General features: G+C 69.4%; 11 protein-coding genes. 4 read left to right on the top strand and 7 right to left on the bottom strand.

The annotated features are described in order from the left end of the window. Nucleotide 1: 1 nt before the first annotated feature. Both ABFG95_RS28700 and ABFG95_RS28695 read right to left on the bottom strand, forming a co-directional pair. Complete coding sequence (locus ABFG95_RS28700) at nt 2-1,768, bottom strand: GMC family oxidoreductase (RefSeq protein WP_049073611.1); 1,767 nt, start codon at nt 1,766-1,768, stop codon at nt 2-4. Further along, nucleotides 1,761-2,531 carry a gluconate 2-dehydrogenase subunit 3 family protein gene (locus ABFG95_RS28695; RefSeq protein WP_049073612.1) on the bottom strand — a complete coding sequence of 257 codons (771 nt, stop codon included), beginning with the start codon at nt 2,529-2,531 and terminating at the stop codon, nt 1,761-1,763. The genes ABFG95_RS28700 and ABFG95_RS28695 overlap by 8 nt, the downstream gene beginning before the upstream one ends. Nucleotides 2,532-3,125: 594 nt before the next feature. On the opposite strand from ABFG95_RS28695, the gene ABFG95_RS28690 reads away from it, so the two are divergent. Further along, nucleotides 3,126-4,703, top strand: coding sequence for a TerC family protein (locus ABFG95_RS28690; RefSeq protein ID WP_175146975.1), 1,578 nt, complete (start codon nt 3,126-3,128; stop codon nt 4,701-4,703). A 16-nt stretch (nt 4,704-4,719) separates the two neighbouring features. Here the strand turns inward: ABFG95_RS28690 and ABFG95_RS28685 are convergent, their stop codons facing one another. Further along, a complete protein-coding gene (locus ABFG95_RS28685; RefSeq protein ID WP_063583493.1) occupies nt 4,720-6,030 on the bottom strand; it encodes an ATP-binding protein in 1,311 nt (436 codons plus the stop codon). Between the two features lie 255 nt (nt 6,031-6,285). Between ABFG95_RS28685 and chrA the strand changes: the two genes are divergently transcribed. Continuing rightward, a complete protein-coding gene (gene chrA, locus ABFG95_RS28680) occupies nt 6,286-7,545 on the top strand; it encodes a chromate efflux transporter (protein WP_348995238.1) in 1,260 nt (419 codons plus the stop codon). 46 nt (nt 7,546-7,591) lie between these two features. Here the strand turns inward: chrA and ABFG95_RS28675 are convergent, their stop codons facing one another. Beyond that, nucleotides 7,592-8,386: an enoyl-CoA hydratase gene (locus ABFG95_RS28675; protein WP_054418051.1), complete on the bottom strand. Its 795-nt coding sequence runs from the start codon at nt 8,384-8,386 to the stop codon at nt 7,592-7,594. 87 nt (nt 8,387-8,473) lie between these two features. Next, entirely contained in the window at nt 8,474-9,370 is an 897-nt protein-coding gene (locus tag ABFG95_RS28670; RefSeq protein ID WP_348995237.1) for a LysR family transcriptional regulator, read from the bottom strand. A gap of 83 nt (nt 9,371-9,453) precedes the next feature. Between ABFG95_RS28670 and ABFG95_RS28665 the strand changes: the two genes are divergently transcribed. Then, nucleotides 9,454-9,927 carry a DMT family transporter gene (locus ABFG95_RS28665; protein ID WP_049073621.1) on the top strand — a complete coding sequence of 158 codons (474 nt, stop codon included), beginning with the start codon at nt 9,454-9,456 and terminating at the stop codon, nt 9,925-9,927. Nucleotides 9,928-9,954: 27 nt separating this feature from the next. Here the strand turns inward: ABFG95_RS28665 and ABFG95_RS28660 are convergent, their stop codons facing one another. Continuing rightward, nucleotides 9,955-11,160, bottom strand: a complete 1,206-nt coding sequence (locus ABFG95_RS28660; protein ID WP_348995236.1) for a multidrug effflux MFS transporter — start codon at nt 11,158-11,160, stop codon at nt 9,955-9,957. A gap of 101 nt (nt 11,161-11,261) precedes the next feature. Between ABFG95_RS28660 and ABFG95_RS28655 the strand changes: the two genes are divergently transcribed. Then, a complete protein-coding gene (locus tag ABFG95_RS28655; RefSeq protein WP_348995235.1) occupies nt 11,262-11,594 on the top strand; it encodes a SelT/SelW/SelH family protein in 333 nt (110 codons plus the stop codon). 66 nt (nt 11,595-11,660) lie between these two features. Here ABFG95_RS28655 and ABFG95_RS28650 read toward each other — a convergent pair whose 3' ends face one another. Then, the gene (locus ABFG95_RS28650; protein ID WP_049073624.1) at nt 11,661-13,190 is read right to left on the bottom strand and encodes a tripartite tricarboxylate transporter permease; all 1,530 of its coding nucleotides are present in this window, start codon (nt 13,188-13,190) and stop codon (nt 11,661-11,663) included.

Raw genomic sequence — 13,190 nt, 5'->3', positions numbered from 1 at the left:
ATCACACCAGCCGTCCCGGCGAACGCAGGTAGTCCGCCTTGATTTTCTCGACAATCCAGTAGGCCGTGGCGCCTACCGTGCCCGTGGGGTTGTAGCCCGAGTTCTGCGGGAACAGCGCCGCCCCGGTGACGAACACATTGGGCACGTCCCACGATTGCCCGTAGCGGTTCACCACGCTGGTGGCGGGATCGGCGCCCATGGCCGCGCCGCCCGTCAGGTGGGTCGACTGGTAGACCGTGGCCGAGAACGGCCGCTTGCGCGGGCCGGGCTCGGTGCGCGTCACGCCCTTCATGGCGCGACCGATCTCGTCGCCGCGTTCGGTCAGGAACGCCGACATGCGGATGTCGTTGTCGGGGAAGTCGTAGGTCACGCGCAGCAGCGGCAGGCCCCAGGCGTCCTTGTAGGTCGGGTCCAGGCTCAGGTAGCCCCCGCGCCACGGCTGGGCCGAGCCGGTGATGGTGATGTTGGCGGCGTGGTTGTAGTAGCGCTTGACCGCCTTTTTCCACTCGGCGCCCCAGGCCGGCGTGCCCTTGGGCGTGGGATGAAAGCCGATCGGCGCGCCGCTGACCACCTGGATCTGCAGATAGCCGCCGCCAACGAAGCCATGCGGACCGTGGTCGAAGTTGTCGGCGCTGAAGTCGTCCATGGTGACGGCCACCGCGCCGGCGCCCATGAACGGATTGATGTTCACCGATTCATCGAAGAACAGATTCACCCCCGAGGTGGTCTGGTGGGTATAGTTGCGGCCCACCACGCCTTTGTCCGTGACCGGATCGTAAGGCTGGCCGATGCCGGACAGCAGCAGCAGGCGCACGTTGTTGATGCCGAAGGCGCACAGCACCACGATCTCGGCCGGCTGGAAGACCTCTTCGCCGGCCGCGTCCACATAGGTCACGCCGCGGGCGCGCTTCTTGTCCGGGGTCAGTTCGACGCGCAGCACGTGCGCGCCGGTGCGGATCTCGAAGGTCGGCAGCTTCAGCGCCACCGGCAGGATACAGACCTGCGGCGATGCCTTGGCGAAGTGTTCGCAGCCGAAGTTGGAACAGAAACCGCAGTACACACAGGCGCTCATGTGCAGGCCTTCGCTGTTGACGTAGGGCCGGGTACAGAGCGCGGACGGCTGCACGTAGGGGTGGTAACCCAGTTTCCTGGCGGCCTCGCCGAACAGCGCCGGCGCGTAGGGCACCTTCATGGGCGGGTTGGGGTAGGGCCGCGAGCGCCACGGTTCGAAGGGATTGCCGCCTTCCTGCTTCTGGCCCTTGAGATTGCCGGCCTGGCCGGAAGCGCCGATCAGGTAGTCGTAGCGGTCGAAGTACGGTTCCAGCTCATCGTAGGTCAGCGGCCAGTCCTGGCAGGTCAGCTCGGGGTCGAAAATCTTGGCGCCGTAGCGTTCCGTGTAGTGGCTGCGGATGCGGAAGTCCGTCGGGTCGAAACGGTAGTACGCGCCGGACCAGTGGTTGCCCGCGCCGCCCAGGTGCGTGCCGGGGTAGGCGAACTGCCAGCGCCGCATCGGCAGCGCCTTCTGGTCGGTGTTGTTGCGGAAGGTGAAGGTTTCGGTGGCCGCGTTCTGGTGCAGTTCGTGGCGCCGCGTGTACTTGAGTTCGTCGTGGACGTAGGGGCCCTGGAAATCGGGCGAGGGCCAGCGCGCTTCGCCGCGTTCCAGCACCACCACGCGCTGGCCGGCCGCGGCCAGCTCCTTGCCGATGATGGCGCCGGTCCAGCCGCCGCCAACGATTGCCACATCCACCGCGGGCAGGGTCTTAGCCATGGCCGTCTCCCGGTTTCATCATGTGGCCGCGCGCATTGGCGATGGACACCGGCTGGCCGGCCCAGATCACGCCATGACGCTCGATGTCGTTCGAGAACGAGGCGTAGGCGCCGGGAAACCCCACCAGCTTCCAGCCCACCATGTCGACATTGCCGCCATAGAGCGGGTCGGAGAAAAAGCCTTCGATGGTGGCGTCCAGCAGGGCCTGGAAGAACACCTCCGACGGCAGCGGCGAGAAATCCGGCTTGCCTGCCTGCATGTCGTGCAGCCAGGCGTCCTGGCGCGCGCTGTCCAGCTCGGCATAGGGCTTGCCGTCCTGCTTGCGGGTGGCGGCATCCAGCGCCGCCAGGCCGCGGCGGAACATCTCGGCGGGTGTGAACGACAGCTGGTAGCCCTGTTCCGGCGTGCCTTTTTCGAAGGGGCCCTGGCGATAGAACTGTTCACCCGCGCCCCAGGCGCCGGCCAGTTGGCCATCGATGAACTGGGTCACGCCGGCCTCCTTGGCGCCCGGGCCGAGCTCGTCGGCCGGAATCAGGCGTGCGGCGATGGCGTCCATGGCGCGCGCCTCCTGGGCGTTGAAGAATCGGAGCGCGCGGTTGGGGGCCTGGGCGGGCGCGGCGGGCGGGGAGGTTGCCGATGAGGCTGCCGGCGGGGTGGCGGCTTCGGGCGCGGCCAGGGTGGCGGGCGCCCAGGCGGCGCCGGGAACACCCACGGCCAGGGCCTTGAGCAGGCCGCGCCGTCCGGATACAGGTTGGTCTTTCATTCATCGCTCCAGCATTGGCGCCGGCGTCCGGACAGGGCGGGCCTGGCGGCGCTGCGGCCCGCGAGGCGACGACCTCCGGAGCGTTCGGCTCCCGAGTGAATGGGATCCCGCGACAGCTTATGTGTAGTGCACGTGCGCTGAGTTTGTCACTGATTCCATGACCACGACAACCTTCCAATGCGGGTCGCCCCCCGATTTTTCTCTTTTTTACCTTTCAGCTAATATTCAGATTCCTGAAAGAATGAGAGCAGGGCGGAACACGCGGCCTGCGCTTGCCCGGCAAGCGCGGACGGTTTCGCCATCTATGACCGACGACCCGCCTCCTAGTAGGGCGCCGCTCGCGCAGCGGCGCCCGATCCCCCCTCCCAGCCGGCTTCCGGCGTCTGGCCGCTCCTGGCCGGCTACCCATGATCGCGCCGCCGCGCCCACGCCCCGCATAGGCGGACGGGCGCCGCCGGCCCGCCGGATCACCCGCGCCCGGCCGCGCCGGACCGGCGCCGCTGAACTATCCTTTTCCTGCCTGTCCCTTGCGACAGCCTCCGGGCTGCCGGACGCGTGCGCGCGTCCGCGTCCGATCCTTCTTGTGGAACGTTGATGATCTTCGACTGGATGTCCGACCCGACCGCCTGGCTTGGCCTGGCGACGCTGGTCATTCTTGAAATCGTGCTGGGTATCGACAACCTGGTATTCATTGCCATCCTGGCCGACAAACTGCCGCCGGCGCAGCGCAACCGCGCCCGCATGATCGGCCTGACGCTGGCCATGCTGATGCGGCTGGGCCTGCTGGCCAGCATCGCCTGGGTGGTGACGCTGACCGCGCCGCTGTTCACGGTGCTGGGCGCCGAGATCTCGGGGCGCGACCTGATCCTGATCCTGGGCGGCCTGTTCCTGTTGTTCAAGGGCACCATGGAACTGCACGAGCGGGTCGAGGGCAGCCGTGGCCACGACACGGGCCAGAAGGTCCAGCACGCGGTGTTCTGGCAGGTGATCCTGCAGATCGTGGTGCTGGACGCGGTGTTCTCGCTGGACTCGGTGATCACGGCGGTCGGCATGGTGCAGGACCTGAGCATCATGATGATCGCGGTGGTGGTGGCGATGGCCGTGATGATGCTGGCCAGCCGCCCGCTGATGGGCTTCGTGGCGCGCCACCCGACCGTGGTGATCCTGTGCCTGGGCCTGCTGCTGATGATCGGCTTCAGCCTGGTGGCCGAAGGCCTGGGCTTCCACGTGCCCAAGGGCTACCTGTACGCCGCGATCGGCTTCTCGATCTTGATCGAGCTGTGCAACCAGCTGGCGCGCCGCAACCGGGCCAAGGGCACGCATGCCCTGGGCCGCCGCCAGCGCACCGCGCAGGCCGTGCTGCGGCTGTTGCGCGCCGACCGCGGCGCCCAGGCGTCGCAGCAGGCCGACGATGTGGTGGCGCTGGTGGACAGCGCCGGCGAGGAGCCGGCCTTCGCGCCCGAGGAAAGCTCGATGATCGAACGGGTGCTGGCGATCGGCGGCCACGACGTGCGCGCCATCATGGTGGCGCGCGGCGACATGGTCTGGCTGGACGTGGCCGATACGCCCGACGCGATCGTGCGCAAGTTCGCCTCGGGCCACTCGCGCCTGCCGCTGTGCGCTGGCGATCCGGCCAACGTGCTGGGCGTGCTGCACTTCAAGGACCTGCTGCCGCTGTTGCAGAACCCGGGCCCGATCGACCTGGTCGAACTGGCGCGCGAGCCGCGCTACGTGATGGAAACCACGCCGGTGCTGAAGGTGCTGGACGAATTGCGCGCCTCGCGCGACCACATGCTGATCGTGGTCGACGAACACGGCGTGTGCGAAGGGCTGGTGACGCCGATGGACGTGCTGACGGCGGTGGCCGGCGAGCTGCCGGAGGACAGCGAGGCGGCGCCCGAGGCGCTGCAACTGTCGGATGGTTCCTGGCTGCTCGACGGCCGCCTGGCGCTGGCCGAGGCGGCGCGGGTGCTGGAGGTGGCGGACCTGGCCGATGACGCCGGCGACGCGACGCTGGCGGGCCGGCTGCTGCGCGCCGAAGGCCGCATTCCCGACACTGGCGATGTGATCGTGTGGCGCGACTGGCGCTTCGAGATCACGCGCCGCGACGGCCTGCGCATCGACCAGATCCACGCGCGCAAGGCGGCGGGTCCCGAACCCGTCGGCACCTGAATGCTGTCGGCGCCGCTTACTCCGCGACCGGCGCCGACAGCCAGCGCAACACGAAGCGCGCGCCGCCCATCGGGCTGTCCTGAACCTCGATGGTGCCCTTGTGGCTGGCGGCGACGCGCTTGACGATGGCCAGGCCCAGGCCGGCGCCGCCGGTGCCGCGGTCGCGGCTTTCGTCGAGGCGGATGAAGGGTTCGAAAATGCGCTCGCGGTCAGCGGGCGCGACGCCGGGGCCATCGTCGTCGACGATCAGCTCGTAGCCGCCGGCGGGGCAGCTCGTCAGCGAAATCTCGATGCGCGCGCTGGCATAGCGCACGGCGTTCTGCACCAGATTGAGCAGGGCCCGGCTCATGTAGCGCGGATGCAGCTGCACATGCGCCGGCAGGCCGTCGCGCACATGGCAATGCACGCCGCGCGCGTCCGCCTGGTGGGCCACCTGCGCCAGCGCTTCGCCGAGCCAGTCGCGCACGTCCACGGTTTCCTGCTTGACGACGTCGTCGGCGGGGCGTTCCAGCCGCGCGTACACCAGCAGTTCGTCGACCATGGTTTCAAGCTCGTGGATATCGGTGCGCATGTCGTGCAGGATCTGCTCGCGCCGCGCCTGGAATTTTTCCTGGCCCAGCATGTCGACCTCGAACGACAGCCGCGCCAGCGGCGTGCGTAGTTCGTGCGAGACGGCGTTGGTCATGCTGCGCTGGTTTTCCACCAGGGCGGAAATGCGCTCGGCCATCTGGTTGAAGCTTTCGCCGACGTGGCGGATGCCGGAGAAATGCGACAGTCGCGCCCGCACGCCGAGATCGCCCTGGCCCATGCGCAGCGTGGCATTGCGCAAGGCGTCCAGGTCGCGCCACACGGGCAGCGCCCACAGCACCAGCAGCACCACCGCCAGCACCATGCTGAGCGCCAGCCAGGCGCCCCAGGTGATCCACTTTTCCAGCGTCGGTTCGCCGGGCAGGCGCATCTCCAGCCACTGCCGCGGCTCGCCGGGCAAGGGGGCCAGATAGGTGTTGTATTCATCGCGCATGATGAAGCCGCGCGTGGCCAGGTCCTGCTTTTCCTGCGCGGTGGCTTCGATCCGCTCCGGCGTAACCAGTTTCAGTTCCAGGCCGTAGTGGGGCCGCAGCGAGTCGCGGATGAAGGCCGCGCGGGACTCGGGTTCGATCGGATCCAGTTCCTTGTGCAGTGCGTACATCTGGCCACGCACGGCCTGGTAGGACAGATCGGCGCTGACCGATTCGAGCAGATAACCCAGGCTGCGGTTGACCAGCTGGGAGGCGGCGATGTAGGCAATGGCGGCGACCACGAAGATTCGGATCGTGAACTTGAGCATGCTGGAATTCCTGTGGGCGCGTGGGCCGCACATCTGCCGTCCGGGCGCGCCGATCCACCGTGTGGGCTGCCGTATGCTACCGGGCAGGACCGTGGCGATCCGACGGTATTTGTATGGAAATTGTGAAGATTCATGCAGCATTTCAGCCGGGCCCGTCCGGCGGGGCGATTGAAACGCCGACGCCGCCCGGCTATAAGCTTGACTGATGGCGCTCCGGGATCCAGGGGCGCCGCCCGTTTTCGAGTGTCCCGTCCCATGCCGCAGCAACCGCCTTTCCACGATGAACATGTGGCCAGCAAACCGGCCGCCAGCGAGGCCGCGCCGGCCACGCGCGGTTCCTGTATGGAGGTGTTCCTGGCCTTCCTGCGGCTGGGGCTGACCGCGTTCGGCGGTCCGGTGGCGCACCTGGCTTACTTTCGCGAGGAATTCGTTGATCGCCGCCGCTGGCTCGACGACTACGCCTTTTCCGACCTAGTGGCGCTATGTCAGTTCCTGCCCGGCCCGGCCAGCAGTCAGGTCGGCATGGCGCTGGGGCTGAGGCGGGCGGGGTGGGCCGGCATGCTGGCCGCCTGGCTGGCGTTCACGCTGCCGTCGGCGGTGGCGATGATCCTGCTGGGATTGGGATTGGCGCGGTTCGGCGGGCTGGCGGCGATGCCGGCGGTGCATGGCTTGAAGGTGGCCGCGGTGGCGGTCATCGCCCAGGCGGTGTGGGGCATGGGGCGCTCGCTCTGCCCGGACCGGCCGCGCGCCGGGCTCGCCATCGTCGCCGCGCTGGTGACGGTGGCGCTGCCGACCTCCTTGGGGCAGGTCGGCGCGATCCTGCTGGGCGCGGTGGCCGGCGCCGCGCTGCTGCAAGTGCCGCCGCGGCCCCTGCTGGCCAATCGGACGCAGGGCGCGTCGCGCGCCGCCGGCTATGCCTGCCTGGCGCTGTTCGGATTGCTGCTGGCGGCGCTGCCGCTGTGGGCCCAGTTGTCGGGCACGCCGCTGGCGGCGCAACTGGCGGGCTTCTATCGCGCGGGCGCGCTGGTGTTCGGCGGCGGCCACGTGGTGCTGCCGTTGCTGGAAACGGCCGCGGTGGGCGGGGGCATGGTGCCCAGCGCGGATTTTCTCGCGGGCTATGGCGTCGCGCAGGCGCTGCCGGGGCCTTTGTTCACTTTTGCCGCCTTCCTTGGGGCGGCCTCGTCCGGCCCGCTGTCGGGCTGGGCCGGCGGCCTGCTCATGCTGGCGGCGGTCTTCCTGCCGGGCGCGCTGCTGGTGGCGGCGGCCCTGCCATTCTGGGAAAGCCTGCGGCGACGCCCCGGCGTGCGCAACATGGTGGCGGGCGTGAACGCGGCGGTGGTCGGCATCCTGCTGGCGGCGCTGTACGACCCGGTCTGGACCCAGGCGATATCGAGCAAGGCGGATTTCGCCCTGGCGCTGGCGCTGTTCGGCCTGCTGGTCTACGCGCGCTGGTCGCCGCTCTGGGTGGTGCTGGCCGCCGCGGCGGCCGGCTGGGGGCTGAGCTGGCTGGCTTGAGCCCGCCGCCGCGCGGCGACGCCGCGGGCGCGGCCATCGGCCCATGTCACTGGCGCCAGCGCGGCGCGCGCTTTTGCAGGAAGGCATCGATGCCCTCGGCGGCGTCTTCTTCCATCATGTTGCGCGCCATCACTTCAGCCGCATAGTCATAGGCCAACGCCTGCGGCATCTGGCGCTGGGCGTAGAACATGCGCTTGCCGTAGCGGATCGCGGCGGGACTCTTGGCCACGATGACCTCGACCAGCGCCCGCACGCGCGCGTCCAGTTCGCCGGCGGGCGCGACGTCGTTCAGCAGGCCCCAGTCGCGCGCCTGCGGCGCGTCGATGAAGCGGGCGGTGACCAGCATCTCGAAAGCGCGCTTGGCCGATATATTGCGGCTGAGCGCCACGGCCGGGGTCGAGCAGAACAGGCCGGCGTTGATGCCGGACACGGCGAAACGCGCATCGTCGGCGGCCACCGCCAGGTCGCAACTGGCCACCAGTTGGCAGCCCGCCGCGGTGGCGATGCCGCGCACCTTGGCGATGACCGGCACCGGCAAGGCCTGCAGGCCCTGCATCACGCCGCCGCACTTGCGGAACAGCGCCAGGTAATAGTCGAACGACGGCTGGCTGCGCATCTCGCGCAGGTCGTGGCCCGCGCAGAAGGCGCGGCCGGCGGCTTCCAGCACCACGCAGCGCAGGGATGGCTCGCGCGCCAGGATGTCGATCTCGGCGCGCAGCGCGTCCAGCAGGCCTTCGGACAGGGCATTGAATTGCGCCGGACGGTTCAGCCGCAGCGTCGCGACGCCGTCGCTCAGGCTGCGCTCCAGTACGGGTTCGCGCGTTGTGGAATCGAGGGCCATGACATCTCCGTCAAAGGGGGGCATGCCTCGATAGTAGGCCAATGCCGCGTCGGCGCGCAGGCGCGGCGCCGACGCCGCAAGCGCCGATCAGGCCAGCACCTGGCTCAACAGGCCGCGCAACCACCCCAGGCCCGCGTCGCCATCGGCGCGTTCGTGCCAGATCATTTCGAACGCCAGCGGCGCGATGGGGAAGGGCACCGGCGCCACGGCCACGCCCGGCGGCGCGGGGTCGAGCGTGCGGCGCGCCACCGTCAACACCAGGTCGGTGCCCGCCAGCGCCGCCGGCGCCGCCGTCCAATGCGGCAGGCGCAGCGCGACGCGACGCGCATGGCCCAGCCGCGCCAGCGCGGCATCCACTTCCGCCGCGCGCTGGTCCTGGCTGGCGGCCACCAGCACGTGCGGCCGCGCCAGATAGCCGTCGAGCGTGGCGGGCACGCCCTGGCCCGCGTCGGCGGCGCAGACGAATCCCTCATGGAACAGCACGGCGCGGCGGATATCGGCCGGGGTTTCGCCGAACACCGCCAGCGCCAGATCGAGCTGGCCGTCGGCCACGCCGGCGATCATGCCGCTGCGGCTGGCATAGCTGATCTCCAGGTCGATGCCGGGCGCGTCGCGCCGCAGGCATCGCATCAACGGCGGCAGCGCCACGCTGGCGCCGTAATCGGACATCGCCAGCCGGAAGACGCGCCGGCTGGCCCCCGGCTCGAACACCGCGCCCGCCAGCAGGCGGCGCACCTGCGCCAACACCTCGCGCAGCGGCGCCTCCAGCGCCAGCGCATGCGGCGTGGGCCGCAGGCCGCTGCGGGTGCGATGGAACAGCGGATCCCCCAGCAACAGCCGCAGGCGCGCCAGCGCGTGACTCATGGCCGGCTGGCTCATGGGCAGTCGGGCGGCCGCGCGAGTCAGGTGGCGCTCATGCAGCAAGGCATCCAGCACCACGAGCAGATTCAGGTCGATGGCCCGTAGGTTATTCGTTGGCTGCATGTTCAATAGACAAAAATCGAATTGGAATCAATGGATCATGAATAAGAGAATAACGCCAATCCTTCTTGAATCGGAGCCGCACCATGAATTCCTCGACTTTCTACGCTGTTCCCGCCGCCATCCTGGCTGGCGCGCTGGTGCCGATCCAGGCCGGCGCGAATGCCGCCCTGGGGCGGAACCTGGGCCATCCGCTGTGGGCCACCATGGCCTCGCTGGCGATCAGCGCCATCGCGGCCATGGCAGTGATGGCCGTGCTGCGCGTGCCGGCGCCCAGCTTCGCCGAGATCGGGCGGCTGCCGTGGTGGGGCTGGACCGGCGGGCTGGCGGGCGTGTTCTACATCACGGCAGCGCTGATGCTGGCGCCGCGCTTGGGCGCGGGCGCCTTCCTGGCGGCGGTGATCGCCGGCCAGATGCTGGCGGCGTTGCTGCTGGACCGCTATGCGCTGGTGGGCTTCAGCGCCAGCGCGCTCAATCCCGGCCGCCTGGCGGGCGCGGCGCTGATTGCCGGCGGCGCGCTGTTGATGCACCTGTCGAGCGCGCCGCGGGCGGCGGCCTGAGGCGCGCTGGCGGCGCGAGGCGCCGGTTCAGTGGCCGGACGCGGCGCCGCGCCGGGCCATGACGCCCGACAGGCACAGCAGCGGCGCGACGATCACCACGCCGATCAGTCCCATTGCCACCTGCGGCGCCACGCCCTGGTCCAGCAGCGCGGTGGCAATGACGGCCGAACCGCTCATCTGGAACAGCCCGTAGACCGCGGCGGCGGTGCCGGCGCGCTCGGCGAACGGTTCCAGCGCCAGGCTCAACGCCGAGCCCAACGCCAGCGAAAAGCCGACCGTCAGAACCGCCACCGGCAGCATGAAGATCCACGCCGCCGACGGCCCCCAGCGCCAGGCCGCCAGGTGCAGCAGCGCGGCCAGCAGCAGCGCGATCATGCCGACCCGCAGCATGACGTGGCGGCCGAAGCGCGCGATGAACACGGGCGCCAGGAAGAACGCCGCGATATTGATGGCGGCGTTGCCGCCGAACCAGGCGGAAAAGCCCAGTTCGGTGTAGCCGAGCTGCTGCACCAGCACCACCGGCGCGGCCGAGACGAACACCAGGATCATGGCCATGCCGGCCATGCCGAACACGGCAAAGTACAGGAAGCGGCCGCTCGCGACGATGGGCGTGTAGCGGCGCAGGCTGTACAGCGGCGAGCCCGCCGCCGGCGCCACGGCGCGGGTTTCGCTGAAACGCCAGGCGAGCAGGGCGGCCAGCGCCAGCGCGAACAGCACCATGAAGACGAACGTGCTGCGCCAGCCCGCATGCAGCGCCAGCGCGCCGCCCAGCATCGGCGCCAGGGCCGGCACCGTGCACAGCGCGCCGTTCAGATAGCTGTAGACACGCGCCCCGACCGCCGGGCTGAAACGGTCGCGCACCGCCGCGAAGGCCACCAGCGACGCCGAGCACGCGCCCAGCCCCTGGATCACGCGGGCCGCGTAGAACAGCTCCAGCGTATTGGCCGCGGCGCCCAGCGCCGACCCGGCCAGGTAGGCCAGCGCGCCGCCCAGCGCCACCGGCCGGCGGCCGTAGCGGTCGGCCAGCGGGCCGATCAGGATCTGGCCGACGCCGACCGAGAAGATGAAGAGGGTGATGCTGGCCTGCAGCGCGCTGATCGGCTGGCCGAAACCGGCCGCCATGGCGGGCAGCGAAGGCAGGTAGATGTCGATGCCCATCGGTGTCAGGGTGACCAGGCCCATCAGGAGGCCGATCAGCCACCGTTGGCTTCGCGCGGGTAATGCAGACTTCATTGGCGGACTCAGGGCGCACCGCGCGCCCGGGAAAACCTGACATTATCCACGACTGGCGACACGCGCCGCGCGTACCCGGCTGGCGTAGAATGATCCGCGCCATGCAGACCGCCACCCCGCCCGCCGCCCATCGTCCCCGCATCGTCATCCTATATTGCACGCAGTGCCAATGGCTGCTGCGCGCCGGCTGGATGGCGCAGGAGCTGCTGTCCACGTTCTCCACCGACCTGGGCGAGGTGGTGCTGCAGCCCGGCACCGGCGGCATCTTCCAGATCACCTATGACGGCGAGCTGATATGGGACCGCAAGCGCGACGGCGGCTTTCCGGAAGCCAAGGTGCTCAAGCAGCGGGTGCGCGACCGGCTTGATCCGGGCCGGCCGCTGGGCCATATCGACGGCCATCGCGCGGCGCCGGGCACCCCCTCCGACGCGTAGGCGGGCATCGGGCGCGCCACGAAAAACAGCCGCCCGCGGGCGGCTGTCCATGGCGCCCGGCGCGGATCAGGCCGCCGAACGGGATTGCTGCAAGGCCGCCCGCGCCTTGTGCTTGTGGCGCACGGCCGACACCAGCAGCAACGCGATCAGCATCACGCAGGCCAGCACGAAGCCCAGGCTGATCGGGCGCGTCACGAAGATCGACAGGTCGCCGCGCGACAGCAGCAGGGCGCGGCGGAAGTTCTCTTCCACCATCGGCCCGAGCACGAAGCCCAGCAGCAGCGGCGCCGGTTCGAAGCGCAACCGGATCAACGCATAGCCCGCCGCCCCGAACAAGGTCACCATGCCCACGTCGAACAGGTTGTTGTTGGTGCTGTAGACGCCGACGCAGACGAAGAACAGCGCCGCCGGGAACAGGTAGCGGAACGGCACCGTCAACAGCCGCACCCACATGCCGATCAGCGGCAGGTTCAGCAGCAACAGCAGCACGTTGCCGACCCAGAAGCTGGCGATCAGCCCCCAGAACATGTCGGCGTGCTCGACCATCATCTGCGGACCGGGCTGGATGCCGTGGATGATCAGCGCGCCCAGCATCAGCGCCATCACCGGGTCGCCCGGGATGCCCAGGCTCATGGTGGGGATGAAGCTGGTCTGGGTCGAGGCGCTGGTGGCGGCCTCGGGGCCGGCGATGCCTTCGATGGCGCCGCGGCCGAAGCGGCGCGGCTCGCGCGCCACTTTCTTTTCCACCGCGTACGAAATGAACGAGGCGATGGTCGGGCCGGTGCCCGGCAGGATGCCGAAGGCCGCGCCGATGGCGGTGCCGCGCACCAGGGCGCCGCGCGACTGCTTGATGTCGCCGGCCTCGGGCCGCATCGACTTCATGCTGACCTTGGTGCTGGTGACCTTGGCGTCGCCACCGATCTGGTTGATGTTCTTGAGGAAGTCGGCCACGCCAAACAGGCCCATCGCCAGCGCCACGATCTGCAGGCCGTCGCTCAGTTCGAGGATGCCGAAGTGAAAGCGCATGGTGCCGGTGTTGACGTCGGTGCCGATCACGCCCAGCAGCAGGCCGACCACCACCATCGCCACACCCTTGATCGCCGAGCCCTTGGCCAGCGTGGCGCCGGCCAGCAGGCCCAGCATCATCATCGAGAAATACTCGGCCGGGCCGAACTTGAAGGCCACGTCGACCAGCAGCGGCGAGAACAGGATCATCGCCAGGATGCCGACGGACGCGCCGCAGAACGACGAGAACATCAGCATGAACAGCGCCGAGCCGGCCTTGCCGTTGCGCGCCAGCGGATTACCGTCCAGGCAGGCCACGGCGTGCGAGGCGGTGCCCGGCAGGTTCAGCATGATCGAGGTGATGCCGCCACCGTATTGCGAGCCGTAGTAGATGCCCGACAGCATCACCAGCGCGGCGGTCGGGGTCATGGTGTAGGTCAGCGGCAGCAGGATCGAGATGGCGGCCAGCACGCCCATGCCCGGCAGCACGCCGATCAGGTTGCCCATGAACACGCCGAACACGGCCCATAGCAGGTTGTCGAGCGCGAAGGCGACCGAGAAGCCATGCATCAGGTTATTGAGAATTTCCAT

This window comes from Achromobacter sp. HNDS-1, from assembly GCF_040084795.1.
In the GTDB taxonomy this organism is placed as follows: Bacteria; Pseudomonadota; Gammaproteobacteria; order Burkholderiales; family Burkholderiaceae_B; genus Achromobacter; species Achromobacter ruhlandii.
The sequence above is the reverse complement of the archived record's forward strand: the minus strand, read 5'-3'. Positions and strand labels throughout refer to the sequence as shown.